This window comes from Paraburkholderia dipogonis (genome assembly GCF_042680985.1).
Taxonomy (GTDB): Bacteria; Pseudomonadota; Gammaproteobacteria; order Burkholderiales; family Burkholderiaceae; genus Paraburkholderia; species Paraburkholderia phytofirmans.
In genome coordinates this window covers 488,279-503,987 of sequence record NZ_JBHUFR010000016.1, presented here as the reverse complement: position 1 = coordinate 503,987, position 15,709 = coordinate 488,279, and the positions used below count along the sequence as shown (strand labels likewise).

The 15,709-nt window shown below is 62.2% G+C and carries 14 protein-coding genes; 3 read left to right on the top strand and 11 right to left on the bottom strand.

The features are described 5' to 3' along the window. Nucleotides 1-539 precede the first annotated feature (539 nt). Complete coding sequence (locus ACFSNN_RS22385; RefSeq protein WP_134455785.1) at nt 540-827, top strand: hypothetical protein; 288 nt, start codon at nt 540-542, stop codon at nt 825-827. Between the two features lie 247 nt (nt 828-1,074). Here the strand turns inward: ACFSNN_RS22385 and ACFSNN_RS22380 are convergent, their stop codons facing one another. After that, a complete protein-coding gene (locus tag ACFSNN_RS22380; RefSeq protein WP_132374139.1) occupies nt 1,075-1,347 on the bottom strand; it encodes a hypothetical protein in 273 nt (90 codons plus the stop codon). 220 nt (nt 1,348-1,567) lie between these two features. On the opposite strand from ACFSNN_RS22380, the gene ACFSNN_RS22375 reads away from it, so the two are divergent. Further along, the gene (locus tag ACFSNN_RS22375) at nt 1,568-2,287 is read left to right on the top strand and encodes a hypothetical protein (RefSeq protein ID WP_134455784.1); all 720 of its coding nucleotides are present in this window, start codon (nt 1,568-1,570) and stop codon (nt 2,285-2,287) included. A gap of 222 nt (nt 2,288-2,509) precedes the next feature. On the opposite strand, the gene ACFSNN_RS22370 is transcribed toward ACFSNN_RS22375, so the two are convergent. The 3 genes from ACFSNN_RS22370 to ACFSNN_RS22360 form a co-directional block, all read right to left on the bottom strand. Beyond that, the gene (locus tag ACFSNN_RS22370; protein WP_377689109.1) at nt 2,510-3,991 is read right to left on the bottom strand and encodes a GGDEF domain-containing protein; all 1,482 of its coding nucleotides are present in this window, start codon (nt 3,989-3,991) and stop codon (nt 2,510-2,512) included. Nucleotides 3,992-4,552: 561 nt separating this feature from the next. Continuing rightward, nucleotides 4,553-5,689: a porin gene (locus ACFSNN_RS22365; RefSeq protein WP_134455783.1), complete on the bottom strand. Its 1,137-nt coding sequence runs from the start codon at nt 5,687-5,689 to the stop codon at nt 4,553-4,555. A 223-nt stretch (nt 5,690-5,912) separates the two neighbouring features. Next, a complete protein-coding gene (locus ACFSNN_RS22360; RefSeq protein ID WP_244322838.1) occupies nt 5,913-7,184 on the bottom strand; it encodes an MFS transporter in 1,272 nt (423 codons plus the stop codon). A gap of 455 nt (nt 7,185-7,639) precedes the next feature. Here ACFSNN_RS22360 and ACFSNN_RS22355 point away from each other — a divergent pair, with 455 nt between their 5' ends. Beyond that, nucleotides 7,640-8,548 (top strand): LysR family transcriptional regulator, encoded by a 909-nt coding sequence (locus ACFSNN_RS22355; RefSeq protein WP_134455781.1) that lies wholly within the window; start codon nt 7,640-7,642, stop codon nt 8,546-8,548. A 102-nt stretch (nt 8,549-8,650) separates the two neighbouring features. Here the strand turns inward: ACFSNN_RS22355 and ACFSNN_RS22350 are convergent, their stop codons facing one another. From ACFSNN_RS22350 to ACFSNN_RS22320, 7 genes are all read right to left on the bottom strand, one after another. Further along, nucleotides 8,651-9,490, bottom strand: coding sequence for an alpha/beta fold hydrolase (locus ACFSNN_RS22350; protein ID WP_134455780.1), 840 nt, complete (start codon nt 9,488-9,490; stop codon nt 8,651-8,653). A 167-nt stretch (nt 9,491-9,657) separates the two neighbouring features. Further along, a complete protein-coding gene (locus ACFSNN_RS22345) occupies nt 9,658-9,960 on the bottom strand; it encodes a DUF3563 family protein (protein ID WP_244322724.1) in 303 nt (100 codons plus the stop codon). A gap of 300 nt (nt 9,961-10,260) precedes the next feature. After that, on the bottom strand, nt 10,261-11,688 hold the full coding sequence (locus tag ACFSNN_RS22340) for a purine-cytosine permease family protein (RefSeq protein WP_134455778.1): 1,428 nt from the start codon (nt 11,686-11,688) through the stop codon (nt 10,261-10,263). A gap of 131 nt (nt 11,689-11,819) precedes the next feature. Continuing rightward, nucleotides 11,820-12,983, bottom strand: a complete 1,164-nt coding sequence (gene argE / locus ACFSNN_RS22335) for an acetylornithine deacetylase (protein WP_134455777.1) — start codon at nt 12,981-12,983, stop codon at nt 11,820-11,822. Further along, complete coding sequence (locus tag ACFSNN_RS22330; protein ID WP_134455776.1) at nt 12,976-13,653, bottom strand: DUF1028 domain-containing protein; 678 nt, start codon at nt 13,651-13,653, stop codon at nt 12,976-12,978. The genes argE and ACFSNN_RS22330 overlap by 8 nt, the downstream gene beginning before the upstream one ends. Before the next feature lie 10 nt (nt 13,654-13,663). After that, entirely contained in the window at nt 13,664-14,101 is a 438-nt protein-coding gene (locus ACFSNN_RS22325) for a RidA family protein (RefSeq protein WP_134455775.1), read from the bottom strand. Nucleotides 14,102-14,155: 54 nt separating this feature from the next. Beyond that, complete coding sequence (locus tag ACFSNN_RS22320; RefSeq protein WP_134455774.1) at nt 14,156-15,505, bottom strand: flavin-containing monooxygenase; 1,350 nt, start codon at nt 15,503-15,505, stop codon at nt 14,156-14,158. Between the last annotated feature and the right edge of the window lie 204 nt (nt 15,506-15,709).

Sequence of the window (15,709 nt, the reverse complement as noted above, 5' to 3'; positions counted from 1 at the left end):
CACGCCCCACTCACCGGCCAGGAATTCCAGACCACCCAGTCCGCGGCGTAACGCCGGGCAGCCGGTCGCCGGCTACTGAATCTGCGCCACGCACCAAGCCCGATGTTCCCGATGCCGCAGCAGCGGAACCGGTGCCGCACGAGCATCTGCCGAGCAGGTCGGACGACAATTGAACTGCCTGCGTGTCTGAGTGCCGCCGCGCGATCGTGCTACGTGCGGCCAGCCATAGCACGCTTAAGAAGCTCGCCGGTTTTGGCGGGTTGAATTTTTTGAAGACCCGGCGTCTTTTCCAGAACCAGAAGTACCGCCGACAAGTCTCACAGATAGCTTGTGCACGCCGCGGTGCCCCGTTTTTTCGCGCGGCCAGCTCGACCACGAATGATCTTGATCTATAACAATAAGGCGCCGGGAATGGCCAGGCTGCGCGCTGCCCGGCCGCCCTTAAAGTCGGCCATTCAACCGTGGAGGTTTAGCGAAGACAACCCGATGAATCCATGCTTTGTCTGTTCGAATCTCGGTTAGCAGGTATCGGAGGCAACATGAAGTACGAGTACGGCGGCTGGGTCATTGACGCAACCCCGGATTTCTCGCTTGGTCAGTTCTTCGCGCATGCGAGGATCATCAGAACATCACTTGACGACGATGTGGACACTGAAATGCACATCGAGCGCAATCTTGCATGGTTCGAAACCGAAGACGAGGCAATCGAGGTCGCGCGGCAATGGGCAATCGAGTGGATCGACGCGCGCGAAGATCACCTCGCGATGACCGACCCTGGTTCGTTGACCCGGCAGAACGAAAGTCCGGCGAAGGTCCCGGCCAGATAACCCAGATACGGTGGCCTGATCTGGACGAGCAACCGTGTGGCCGTTGCGCAACGCCCGCGTCAGCGACCGTCCAGGCCCGTGCCACGGCGGATGCCGCAATGCGGTCGCGCGTCAATATTCAGACGAGACACCTGATTGCTTCGGAAACGCGATTGTGTAGGATAGATCCAACGCCAGCGCCTCATGCGCGGCGTGTGTGTTCCGGCCGCAGCGATTGCTGCGGCTTTTTTTCGTCCACACACTATCGTCAGCGCGCGAACGTATCGTCCACTACGCGCTGCCCCGCGCTATACCCGGCCATGAGCGCCTCGGCCTGGGTCGGGAACGGCTGCTGGATGGTCGCGCCGAGGCGAATCGGCGCGACCACGGGGCGCGTGGCGCCCACGGCACCCATCGTTCTGACCTGCACGACCGCGACGAAGCCGCGCGGAGGCAACAGCGTCACGCTGCCCGCGGTCTCCCAAACCGGCTCCAGCTCCACGGTGACCTCAAAGCCTTTGTACCCGTAGATTCTTTTCATTGATGATCCTGCGTGTTCTACCCGGTCGTTAAACCGTGGAATGCCCCTGCAGGAAAGTGTACATCGCACCTGGAGCCAGGCGACGAACGGAATTGCCGAATAGTTCGCTTGCAATCGCAGGTTCGCAAAAGAGCGTCGCTCACATCGTCCGCTTGACCGTTCTCTATTTGCGCGCACACTGCCTATTTACAGCGACCGTCTTCAGACAAGGAGCCCGACCATGACCAAGCCTTTTCAGCAGTGGAAAGTCTTGCCGCACGGCAAGCTCACGGAAGTGGACGAAAACATTCTTACCGTGACCGGCGAACTCCACATGCCGCTCACCGACCTTCCCCGCCGCATGACCGTGGCTCGTTTGAACGATTCGCGACTGGTGATATTCAGCGCCATCGCGCTCGATGAAGACGAGATGCAAGCGCTCGAAGATTACGGACGTCCCGCCTTTCTGGTGGTGCCCAACGACCATCATCGACTGGACGCGAAAATCTGGAAAGAGCGCTACCCCTTGATGCAGGTCGTCGCGCCCGAAGGCTCGCGGACCAAGGTGGAAGAAGCGGTGCACGTCGACACGACGGACCCAGGCTTCGGCGATCCGAACGTGCAGTTCGTGACGGTGCCTGGAACGCGTGGCCATGAGGCAGCACTCGTCATACGCACGCCGAACGGCACGACGTTGGTGCTGAACGATCTCGTCGGCAACATTCGCCATGAATCCGGATTCGGCGGCTGGTTTCTGCGCATGATGGGATTCGCGGGCAATGAACCGCATATTCCGAAGCCGGTGAAGTTGATACTGGTCGCGGATAAAGAGGCGCTGCGCGCCCAGCTTCTGGAATGGGCGGAGCTTCAGTCGCTGAAACGCATTCTCGTGTCGCACGGTTCGCCTATCGAAGACGAGCCGAGCCAGACTCTGCGCGCTCTGGCGAACTCGTTGGCGTAGCGTCGAAGCGCGCGATGTCGCCGTGATTTCCGGTGGCCGCCGGCTCGCCCGCTAAGCCAGGCATGCTGCTTCAAGGCAGATAAGCATCGATTAGGATGGCGATCTATCCCGGCGCCCCGCTCTAACTGGCTTGTCCGCAAAACCGCGCCGACGATGAATCGCCCTCTCCGACCGATGAGCCGGTCAACTAGGCTGCCTCTCTTGCTCCGCTCAATGAAAGGCTCATCCGGCAAGAACGCGGTCTGTATTGGAGTCTATTCGACAAGCTGGATCGCGATTCTTGGCCTGGTACATCGCGAAGTCGGCCTTCCTGATGAGTTCATTGGAGTCCTCGCCCGCTTCCAGAATAGCCATACCAAAGCTCGCACCGACCGCTTCGACCCCCCAGCGTGAAATCAGGGGAGCCTGGAGAGCAGCCGTCAATTCAACGACCATCTGCCCGACTACACCGGTTATAGCGTGAACTTCGAGTACAACCAGGAATTCATCTCCGCCGAGGCGTCCCACTACACCACGCGCCTGTACGGTAGCGTGCAGGCGCGCCGCCACCAAGGCCAGAATCTCGTCGCCGCACTGGTGGCCGTACGTATCGTTGAGCGCCTTGAAGTTATCCAGATCGACAAAAACGACAGCGACTTTTCCGACTGCACCCGGCGCCGCGATCGCCTCGTCGAGCAGGTCCACGATCTTGCCGCGGTTCGGCAAATCCGTCAGCCGGTCCGTTTGAGAAAGACGCCGCAATTCTTCCTTGCCGTTGAGGAGTTTGACGATCAGAGCAGTAATCCAGGCCGATAGCGCGGCGAGCATCAACGTGATGGTCGAGGCCATCGTCACATACACGCGGCGCATCCTGAAGTAATCGTCCAGCGCCTCATCCACAGAAAGACCGGCGACGACCGTCAAACCATATTTCTCGAGATGGCGGCTTGCCACAACACGTTCGACGTGATCGATCGGATCGACGAAGTCGGCCAGCCCCGTCTTGCCGAGCGGCACATAGCTGCTCGGCAGCGCCTCGCCAGAGCGGCTCGGCGAATTGCCCGCACGACGCGACACCATGAAACCACGACCGGACAAAACGGCAATCATGCCGCGCTCGCCCAGCGCAGCATTATTGTAGAAGCCGTCGGTCAGGTACGCCGGGTCTTCCGAGACGATCACGACTCCGCCGAAACTGCCGTCGGGACGGTCGATACGCCGGGTTGCCTGAATGGACCACTGCCTGGAAATACGTCCAATCACCGGCTGGCTGATGAAGAGTCCGATGTTTTGAGGGGACAGGTGGACCCGGAAATGTTCCCGGTCCTTGAGATCGACCGTACCCGTAAATGGCAAAGTCGATGTAATCACGCGGCCGTCGGCGCCCGCAATGGTGACCTGCAGGGCCGTGTCCGCAGTAATCAATCCGTATGCCCGGTACGCTGCCAGGTCGAAGCTTTGCGGCGTACGTTCGTAACCGTATTTGACCAGCAACGCGATCTCGTCGACATCGTGGACGGTCTTCAGCGTATGGGTTTCCAAAGCATCGGCCAGCGTGCGGGCCGCCACGCGCGTGTCGCGCATCACGGAAGCCTTCTCGACCTGCAGGCGCAACAGTATGGTGACCCACAGTATGCCGAGGACCAGGACGGTCAGCGCGGGCACCAGAACTAGCGCGTGGCGGGAGGATCTGGTGCTTTTCGTGGCGTAGATTGTTCGATCCATGGTTCGTTTTCACACTGCACAGGCGAACGCGAGTCTCTCAGTGCACCGAATGTTCACGACATTTCGGCAGCACACTCGACGACGCCAGCACGATTCCTGGCTCTTTCAAATGAAATGACGGGCCGGCCGTTTTCAGGTCGCGCAATGCTATAACGACAAACCGCGAAAAAAGTTTATTGTTTTTGATGAAAATAAAAAAGGACGATCGTTTTGTCTGAGGAAACTAATGCCATGCGTCCCCACGCATGAAACCGGTTATGAAGCAAGCCACGCCAGGCTTGGCAAGACGCTCAGCGAGAATAATCGCGGCTCAATGTGAACGAAACGAGAAAAGTCTGTGCTCCATTTATATTCCGGCGATTCGAATCCTGTATAAATAACTCAGCAATTTGAATGTTTTTTTATTATCGAGTAAGTGCCCCAATGCCAGCTCCGTGCGCATCTCGTCGATCAGCCACTTCGCGCAGCGGTCTATCACGCATATCGCCTCCGCGTCGCGAGAGGCGAACACCGGTAGTGATCGACTTCTCCGGATTGTCATAGACAGGACCTGATTATTCTTCAGAACGAGTGGCGGATGCCTGCCATGACACCCAGTTGCCCCATTCCCGGCGCCGGCGTAGTGCCTCCGCCGCCCTGACTCACGGTGTACGCGGCATGGGCACTGTTGAACAGATAGGCGCCCTGCAGGTAGACCGCGGAGCGCTTCGAGAGCAGATAGGTGGTGCGCAGCGCGGTGATCGTGCCGCGCGTGTCGTCGGCCCGATTGACGATGCGATATACGCCACCGTCGACGATAAACGCAGGCGTCACGTTATACGCCGCCGTCACGTAGTACAGATTCGAGCGGACGTCCGGCAAAGCGGGCGCCACCGTTTCCACGTGCCGGCCGAGCCAGCCCGCGCCGAGCCTTACCGGACCGACGCGCCCGTAGCCGTTGAGTTGCATCCGCACGTCCTTGTCGCCTGAGTTCGTCAGGGCGAAGGGCGCCGTGCCGTCGTACAGGTTCGCCGCCGCGCCCGGGCCGCCGCGTTGTTCGTCGTAGGCGCCCGCGACGCCATAGCCGTTCATGTCGTAACGCAACATGGCCGACCATTCGCGGCAGCTTTGCGAACTGCCCGGAATCGAGCCCGTGCACGTGCCCTGTCCCGGCGAATTACCGGTGCCCGCAGAATCGCGACCGAACGAATACGTCGCGCCGAACGTGAAGCCAGACCAGTTGCTTTTGTACGCGATCGTGTTGTCGCTGCGTGCGCTCGGCATGTACTGATCGAACGATCCGGTGCCGCCATAAATGTCCGGGCCGAGCAGATCGGCATCCAGGATCGCCCAGTAGGTCATCGTGTACTGCCGCCCGAAAGTCAGTGTGCCATACGGACTCTCCAGCCCGACATAGGCCTGCCGCCCAAAAAGTCGGCCGCCCTGGTTAAGCGTGCCGCTCTTCGTATTGAAGCCGCTTTCCAGCACGAATACCGCGGACAGACCACCGCCGAGCCCCTCCTTGCCGCGAATGCCCCAACGCGACGGCAATTCGCCGGTAATGCCCGGCATGCGCACGACGCGATCGCCCGCCGCGTCGGCATGCGTCACCAGTTCGATGCCGGTATCGATGATCCCGTACAACGTCACACTGCTCTGCGCGAACGATGAAGCGCTGATCCCGAACAACACACTGCCCAATGCGAGTTGGTATTTCATGGTCTCCACGTGTCCTTGATGAGGGTCTCGTATGAATTCATGCGTCCGCGCGCAGCGAGCCACGCGCACGTCATGCGTAAATCTTTATGTAGCGATACTAATGACAGGCGTGACGAGGCCGGGCGCTGTACAAGCCGCCCATCAACGCTGGAAAGTTGACTGCTTCAGATGGCGAAGAAGCGTGGGTCGCGTCCGCTCGCCGCGCCCTTGCGGACCGGCTTCGTCAAACGCCGGGCCTGGGAATATGACGCTTGACGACCATCAACGCGATCATCACGATCGCCATTGCGATGCCGAGCATCCACAGGTACGAGGAAGCGCCCCCGGCCGTGATCACCACCGCGCCGGCGAATGCACTCGCAATCGCACCGAGCCGGCCGAAGGCGAGCGCCGATGCGGTGCCGGTTGCCCGCACACGGGTCGGATAAACATAGGCGCACAGCGCAAACATCGTCGACTGGACCGCGTTGACGAACAGGCCATGCACGCCGAGACCGAAGATCAGCAAGCCAGTGTGCTCGGAAATATTCACGCCGAGCAGCAGCAAGGCACTCGCCGCGCCGCCCGCGCTGCAGAGAATCAGCGGCCGTCGTGAACCGCCGCGCGCGATCACGACCGCGCACAGCAACGCGCCTATCACGCCGCCCAGGTTGTACGCGGTCAGTCCCGCGCCCGCAACCGCGACGGACAGGCCTTGCGTGCTGAGCATCGTCGGCAGCCAGCTGAAGGCGCTGTAGACCGCCAGCAGGCACAGGCAGAACGCGACCCAGATTGCCACCGTGTCGCGCGCGAGGCCGTCACGGAACAGCGCGGTGAAACCGTTATGTTTTTCGGCGGCCTGCTCGCGTGCGTCGGCGAATACACAGCCGCTCGCTACCGGCCGCGACATCCGGCCGAGCAGGCGTTCGAGTTCAGGCCATCGCCGCGGGCGCCGCGCGAGAAAACGCGGCGACTCGGGCAACGTGAACAACAGCAGGATGCCGAGCGCGAGCGGCAGCACGCCGCCCACCAGGAACAGCCCGCGCCATCCGTAGGCGGGCAGAATCTCGTGCGCGAACAGCCCCGCCACCATGCCGCCGAGCGGAACGCACACGATCGTTGCGGTGACCGCCAGCGTGCGGCGACGAGCCGGCGTGAATTCGGCGGTCATGGTCGTGGAACTGGGCAACGCTCCGCCGATGCCGAGGCCGGCAATGAAACGCAGCAGCGCGATCGTCACGATGTCCGGCGCGAAGCAGATGCCGCAGGTTGCCGCGCCGAACACCAAAACGCTGCCGATCACCGCCCAGCGCCGGCCGAAACGATCCGCCAGCAGCCCGGCGCAGGCGCTGCCGAGACCCATGCCGATCAGACCGGCCGCCACCACCGGCGCGAACGCGGCCCGCGTGACGCCCCACTCCTTGATCAACACCGGAATCGCGAAACCGATCAACTGGCTGTCGAAACCGTCCAGCACGATCGACAACGCCGCGAGCAACACCACGATTTTCTGCATTGCGGTGTAAGGCCCTTCGTCGAGCGTGCGGCCGATATCGACCGCATGGCCAACCTCTTCGAGACCTGCCTGATGGCCGGTGAATGGCGTATCGGCGGCGCCTGCCGTGCTCACCGCGTTGGCCGGCGGTACATAACTCGTCATGAAGCTGTCTCCTGTTTTGTCCGCGCGATCTCGCAGCCGCGCGTGTCTCGACGCGTCGTTGTCGTCATGTTCCGGTGGTCACGCTGCATCGTCAGTATGTGAGCGCGCAAGCGGCTCGATCGGGCAGCGTGGCGGGCATCAGCGTGCTATCGGCCTTGCCGCCCCAGACGAAGTTCCCGATGCGTCTGAACGGGCGCGTTGCTGGTCATACCTCTTTCCTGTCGATGAGCGCCGTTACTTGAGGGCTCATTATCGGAAGCTCCACGTTGCCTGGAAATTGCTTTTTCGGGGAAAAGACATTACTTTTAAGCATGACCTTCAACCTCCAGCAATTACATGCATTTGCAACCATCGTCGCGAGCGGCAGTCTTGGCCGCGCGGCGGAAGTGCTGCACGTCACGCAGCCGGCGCTGAGCCGCACCATCAAACGGCTCGAAGATCAGGTCGGTGCGCCGCTGTTCGAACGGCACTCGAAGGGCATGCAGCTGACTGCGATCGGCAGCGCGCTGTTGCCTCATGCCGCGCTGTTGCAACGCGAAGCCGAGCACGCGCGCGAGGAAATCGACGCCATGCGCGGTCTCGCCAAGGGAACGATACGCGTCGGTGCGGTGGCGAGCATCGCCACGCTCGTGCTGCCGCTCGCGGTGAGCGGCGTGCTCGCGCGCTGGCCGAATCTGCGCGTGGAGATCATGGAGGGTGTGTGGGATCGGCTTGCCGATAGTCTGATGAAGCACGAAATCGACCTCGCGCTCAGCATGGCCGTGCCCGACACCGACGAGATCACGGCGATTACCGATTGCCGGTGGGAAGACACGAGTTACGTGGTCGCCGCGCTCGATCATCCGCTGCGGCGCAAGGCAAACTTGTGCCTTGCCGACACGCTCGATCAGCGATGGTGCGTGCCGCCACGCGGCACGGGTCCGTTCGAGCACATGCAACAGGTGTTGGCGGAGCTCGGCTTCGGCATGCCGCCGATCGCGGTCGAGACGCGCTCGATCACCGTACTCAAAAGCCTGGTAACGCGCGCGGGATTTCTGAGCTGGATGGCCACGCCGATGTACGACACCGAGGCCGCAGCCGGCGTGTTCGATACGCTGCCGATTGCCGGCGTGGTGGGACGGCGCACGTTGACGGCCTTCCGGCGGCGGCAGGGGATTTTGCCCGGCCCGGCAGTGAAGCTGCTGGAGCAACTGCGGATGCTGACCGCGTCGCGGAACTGATCAAGCGCACGTGCACGCGCTTGAACCGCGCAAGAACATCGCCCGGCTTTCGGACGCGTGGTTGCGCGCCCAGACGAAAAAGCAGACGCGTTCCAACCAGATCTAATCGGTGCACAGCGGCGCTTTGTCCTCGAAGGCCGTCGCGTCCGCTTCGGCGATATGCCGCACGATCATCGCGTTGACGCTTTCAACGTGCGTGAGCGGCCCCATGTGTCCCGCACCCTCGACGATTGCGAGACGCGCCGCCGGCAACAACATCGGCAGCCGCTCGGCGATCGCGCGAGTCGGGATGGGCGCGTGCTGGCCGCGCATGATCAGCGCCGGAACACGAAGGCCCATGTAGGCGCTGACGGGCGTGCGCTCGTCGAGCAGCGCGCGGAAGTCGAGCGGCGCCTTCGGCGCCCAACGCGTGAGCGCCGCCTGTGCCGAGGGTCGCAGTGCTTCCCACGCGCCCCGGCCGCCCCAGTAATCGACGAACGAAGCCGCCGCGCCCCGATAGTCGCCACAAGTCACGCCATCGGCGGTGCGCTTTGAGATATCGATGATCTCCGCAAGCGCGTGCGCGCCGTGGGCGCCCATCACCTTCAGCAGATGGAACGCCGAGGGCTCGTAGAGCGTAATGCTCGCGATGCGCTCCGGGCGTTCGACGGCCGCGCGCAACGCCACGCCGCCGCCATACGAATGGCCGACGAGATGCACCTTGCCACGCGAGGCGTCGATGATGCCGATGGTCCGCGCGGCCTCGTCGGCGAGTGTGAAGGCGCGCTCGCCGTTCCACGGGCCCGTGCTATCGCAGCCGTAGTGCTCGGGCGCGACGAACGCATGGCGCGGGCCGAGCGCTTCGCCGAGCTTGCGCCATTGGGCCGCTCCAGAGCCGGAGCAATGCAGTGCGATCACCGACGTCGCGGACGAGAAGGCTTGCGATTTGAGAGTGTTATTCATGGGGGGTCACGAACTCGGAGTTGGGCGCACGGATGTCGGAGCGCAGAAGTCCTCACTATCGGCGCGGCGCGGGCGGCTGGCTATGATCGAAACACCGGCGCGCATGTCCAGGCGTCCAGACTGTTCGATAAAGGGCGTGTTATTTTTTGCTGCATCAACGGTCAGGTTCAACGGTCGATCTCCGTCCAATGCATGCGGCGTTCGAGTTCGCCCATATCGCCGGCGGACGCGAGGTACGCGTCACGACGATTATGTTCAGCACGGTCAAGCGCCTTTCTCAACAACGGGTATAGATAGATGAACAAGATGAACAACGTGTCCTCCGGCCGGCGGGCTGGTCGAGTGCGTATCGGCGCGAACGGGGCGCGATAGCTGGGTTCCAGGCGCGCATCCGGTGCGGGACATCCGGGTCGGATGAATGGGCGGGTCGTGCTACGGCTGGACGCTATGTCATGCAGAGTCCATGCCACATTTCAGCAAGCCTTGTTTGACGGGCGTTTCAGCGGACTTCGAGGGACGAGGATGGGACGAAGTGTCGTCGTGTGGCCGACGGCTATGCGGGTGGGAGTCGGGTCGTGGCAAACACGTAATCAGTACGTGTCGCTCAAAAGCACGATCTGGACGCTCGCGTGCGAACTGGCGCCGCTGTGCGGCAAACGCCAATTCGCTGTGCTCGGTTGCTACGGCCTCGTGGGCCAGATTTCACATTGGCGTCGAAGAGGCCCTCTTTTCATTTGTATCGCCTCTCCGATGCGCAGGCACATCAACAGTCACGACTGTCTCGCCGCACAACCGGTAACACCGGCAGCCGTTTGTCTGCGCCGATAGTCTGTATCGCGCGAGGCGAGCCAGTAATACAGCGGCGAAGTCAGCAGCAGTCCGATAACCCAGGAGAGATCCGCACCGTCGAGATATTTCGGCACCGGACCCGCATACATCGGCGTGTTCATAAATGGAATCTGCACGACGATGCCGATCCCGTAGGCAATCAACGCCTGTGGATTGAAGCGGCCGTAGATGCCGCCGTCCACCTGGAAGATCGACTGGATGTCGTATTTGCCTTTGTGGATTACATAGAAGTCGATCAGATTGATCGCGGTCCACGGCACCAGCACGACCAGCAACGCGAGCACGAGATCGACCAGGTTGCCGACGAAATTCGTCGATGCGCCGATCGCGCCATAGCAGCAGGCGAGCAAAATCGCGATCGACAGCACGGCCCGCGCTTTCGCCGTGGGAATCCAGCGATAGGCGAAGGTCTGCAGCGACGTGATGGCCGCGAGCACCGCGCCATAAAGGTTCAGCGCGTTATGGCTGATCACGCTCAGCAGGAAGAGCACGAGCATCGGCAGCCCGAGCGGTCCGGTGGCCTGCTTGACGGCGTCCATCGCATCGGCGCCGGGCGCCACCGCCAGCACGGCGACCGCGCCGAAGACGAACGCGAGCGTCGAGCCGATCGTGCAGCCGAGATAGGTCGCCCAGAACGTCGACGCGACACGCACGTTCGCCGGCAGATAGCGCGAATAGTCGGACACGTACGGCGCGAAAGCGATTTGCCAGAGCGCCGACAGCGAAACGGTCGCAAGCCAGCCGGCAATGTTGAATCCGCCGCGCGTCAGGAAGTCGTCTGTCGCGATATGCGTGAGGATATAGCCGAATCCGATGATGATGCCGATTCCGAGTACCCAGGTCCCGATGCGATTCAGGATGTGGATTATCCGGTAACCGACGATGCCGATCAGCCCCGAGCCCAGCGCGCCGATCACGATGCCCACAGGAACCGGAATACCCTTTTCGATGCCATGAAGAGACTTCCCTGCGAGCACGATATTGGATGCGAAGAACCCCACGTACATGACACCTGCGATCACCGTGACCAGCAGCGCGCCCCATGAACCGAACTGCGCGCGGCTCTGAATCATCTGCGGGATGCCCATTTGCGGACCCTGCGCCGAATGCAACGCCATCAGCACACCACCGACGGCCTGACCGACGACGATTGCCACGATGCCCCACAGCAAGTTCAAGTGGAAGATCTGCACGCCGAGCGCGCCGGTGACGATGGGCAACGGAGCGATATTTCCGCCGAACCATAGCGTGAACAGATCACGCACCTTGCCATGGCGATCTTCGGGCGGCACATAACCGATGGTGTGTTTTTCGATCAATGCCGGGGCATTATGTTCCGAAGTATTCAAGTTCGTCTCCTTCTGTTTATGTCGACCGGAGTTAGCGCTTTAGCGCTTACTCCGGTCCCATGCAAAGCGGCCGACCGGAGTTGGCGCTTTAGCGCTTTATTCCGGTTTGATGCGTCCCTGATGCACTCGTCTCAGGACGCGGCCGAAACGTACTCCGCCAGCCGAGCCAGCATCGCATCGCATTCGCGCAATTGCGCCACGGTGACGAATTCGTCCGGCTTATGCCCCTGGTCCATGCTGCCGGGTCCGCAGACCACGGTTGGAATGCCCGCCTCATCGAAGAGGCCGCCCTCGGTGCCGAAAGCAACCGTGCCGTACTCGGTAGATCCGCTGAGCAGCGCCAGAAGACGCGCCGCTTCGCTGTCGGGAGACGTGGCCAATCCCGGATAGGCGGACAGAGATTGAAAGCGGATGTCGGTATCGGCCTTCACTGCGCGCATCTTCGGTAGCAACTCATCCTGGGCGTAGGTCTGCAACTCATCGGCTACCCGGCTGGCGTCGAAGCCAGGCAGCGCGCGCACTTCGAAGTCGAACTCGCATTCGGCCGGCACGATGTTGAGCGCACGGCCGCCATTGACCACGCCCGTCTGCACGGTCGAGAACGGCGGATCGAATCGCTCGTCATGATGTTCGGGCTGCGCCAGCTGCTCGCCGATCTCTTCCAGGCGGCCGATCATCCGCGCCGCGTATTGGATGGCGTTGACGCCATACGGCGCATAAGCCGAATGGCAAGGCGCGCCTTTCACCTGACAGCGCATCGCCAGCTTGCCCTTATGCCCCAGCACCGGCTTGAGTTCAGTCGGCTCGCCGATCAGGCACAGCGCCGGCTTGTGCGCACGCTGCGCCAATTCGGCCAGCATGGGCCGCACTCCGAGGCATCCGACTTCTTCGTCATACGAAAAAGCGAGGTGCACCGGCAGCTTCAATTCGCGCTCGCGCAGCCCGGGCACCGCCGCCAGCACCGAAGCGATATAGCCCTTCATGTCGGCCGCGCCGCGGCCATATAGCCGCCCGTCGCGCTCGGTGAGACGGAACGGATCGACGGTCCATGCCTGGCCCTCGACGGGCACCACGTCGGTATGGCCGGACAGCACGATGCCGCCGCCCTCACGCGGGCCGATGGTCGCGAACAGATTCGCCTTGGTGCGCTCGGTGTTGTAGAACAGCTCGCTCTCGACACCGAGTTCATCGAGGTACCCCCGGATGAATTCGATCATCTCGAGATTGGAGTCGCGGCTGACCGTGGCGAAGCCGATCAGCCGTTCGAGCAGCGCGCGGCTGGAGCGGTCATTCATTGCCAGGCACTCCGTAGCTCGGCGCGGCGGTCGGGTTCAACGCCCGGGTCAGATAGTCCTGCATCTGCGGCCGATACGCTTGCCACAGACCGTCGAGCTGGCCGATGGGGTCGTCATCCGCCCAATCGACCCGCAAATCGACGATCGGCCAGCTCACGTCGCTCACGATCCTGAGCGCCGCCGAATGCACGGGCCCTGCTTCGCCGCCCGCGGCCATCGCGGCATGCATGCCCGCGAGCAATCGATCGGCAAGCGTGCCCGCTGCCTGCTCGAACGCCGGAAGCATGGCTTCGATCACTTCGACGCCCGCGAGCATGTTGCCTGCCGCCACACACTGCTTGCCGGCGGCGGCCTGATACGTGCCCAGCGCTTCCTTGCCGCTAAAGAACGCCGTGCGGCCTTGCGCATCGATCACGGTGACCTGGCGGTACTCGCTCCACTCGCTCGCGCCAAGCGCCCGTTCCAATGCCGCGGCGGGATCGATCTGCTCGTGCTCCAGCAGATCGAGAATCCGCGGCCCTAGCGCGGGCAGCGTGACGTTTTGCGTCGCGACGGCCCCCACTCCCGCGCGCAGCCACGGGCACCGGGCGCCCACCGCGATGCTGGACGAACTGATCGCGATTCCAAGCTGCCCGGTTTCGGGGCAACGTCCGACGATTGAAAATGTCATGTCCCGCTCCTTAGGCTTGCGGCGGCGTCCATCCGTCCGGAACGACCGCGACAACGTCGATCTCCATCAACCACTGCGGCTGACCCAACGCGACCACCACCAGGCCGGTCGAAATAGGAAACACGCCCTTCAACCACTTTCCGACTTCCTGATAGACCGGCTCGCGATAGCGGACGTCGGTCAGGAACGTCGTCGTCTTGACGATGTGAGACAGGTCGCTGCCTGCTTCTTCCAGCAACTGTTTGACGTTCTTCATCGCCTGCTCGGCCTGGGCGCGTGGATCGCCGATGCCGACCAGGCGGCCGTCGAAGTCCGTACCCACCTGACCGCGCACGTAAACCGTGTTGCCGGCGCGCACGGCCTGGCAAAGATCGTTGTCGAGCGTCTGGTTCGGATACGTGTCCTTCGTGTTGAACATGCGGATACGGGTATGCGTAGGCTGGTTCATCAATGCACCTGAATGTTAGGAGGAAATGGATCGCGGATTAGACAGGCGTACGTATCAACTCACGCCCATCTCGCTGACTTTGTGGACGCGCGAACCGGCGGAGGTGTTTTCAACGCTTTCCTCGCTGCGGCTCTGCGACTGCTGTTGCGCGTCGCCGTAATAAGCCGCGTATTTGCGCTGCGTGACGATGTGATCGGCAATGTGCTTCGCGTCGTGCCACACGCCCCAGATGAATGCGGAGCCTCGGCGCGACAGCCAGGGCAGACCGAGGAAATAAACGCCAGGCTCTTTCGATACGCCACGCTGATGTTTCGGCTTACCCTTTTCATCGAACGCGTTGACGTTCAACCAGCTGAAATCGACGGCATAGCCGGTCGCCCAGACAATCGACGTCACGCCGGCTTTCGCCAGATCGAGATCGTGCAACGGGTGCGCCACGCATTCCGGATCCGCGGGAATGACGCGCGCTTCGGGTTCTTCGGGAAGATCGAGACCGTTGCGCTCGGCGTAGGCGTCAGCGGCGTCGAGCAGCGACAGATAGTTTTCGTCGCCGCGCGCGATGTTCTCCGCGAGATCCGCTTCGAAGGTCACCACGCCGTCATCGAACGATTTCGTCAGACCCACCAGCGTGATGCCCTGATTCGCGAGACGGCGGAAGTCCACTGTATGGCCGCCGCGCGAACCGCTCACCGCAATCGTGACGTGCTCCCTGCCCGGCTTCATGACCTCGGCATCCCATTCGCCGAGCACGCCGAGCCACCAGCAAAAGTCGCGGCCGCGATAGGCGCGCGGCGGACGATCGTGCGCGCCGACCGACAGATAAACGCGCTTGCCCGCACGTTGCAACTCGTCCGCGATCTGCACGCCCGACGAGCCCGCACCCACCACCAGTACGCCCCCTTCGGGCAATTGATCAGGATTGCGATAGTCGGCGGAATGAATCTGCGTGAGATCCGGATCTTGCGGCGCGATGGGCGGAATGACCGCGCGCTGGAATGGCCCGGTTGCGACCACGACACGATTGGCCTCAATCGTGCCTTCCGAGGTTTCGACGGTGAAGCCCTGCCGCTCAGCATTGCGCACCACCTGCTTCACTTCCACGCCGGTGCGGATCGGCGCTTCGAATTTCTTCGCATAGGCGACGAAATAATCCGCGACCTGCTCCTTCGAAGCGAATGCGTTCGGGTCGAAGTCCGCGAACTCGAGATTGGGAAAACGATCGTGCCACGCGGGGCCATTGGCAACCAGCGAATCCCAGCGTCCCGTGCGCCAGCGCTCGGCGATACGGGCGCGTTCCAGCACGAGATGCGGCACGCCAAGCTTGCTCAGATGTTCGCTGATGGCGACGCCGGCCTGACCGGCGCCGACTACGAGCGTGTCGATTGACGTTGTTTCCACTGTCATGGCTGTGTCCTTCTAAAAGAGGCGGATATTTCGATTCGATCGCGGCGTCGCGGCTTTAAGCGCCCGCGATCGCTGCGGACCCGGCAGTGTTTTGCGGCGGTGCGTTGTCGCCTGGTCCGGCTGTCTCGTCTGTTTGTCTCTCGTGAAAATCTACGCGCCCATTCAGAATTTGAAAAATATATTTAAAAAATGCATCGCATCGGA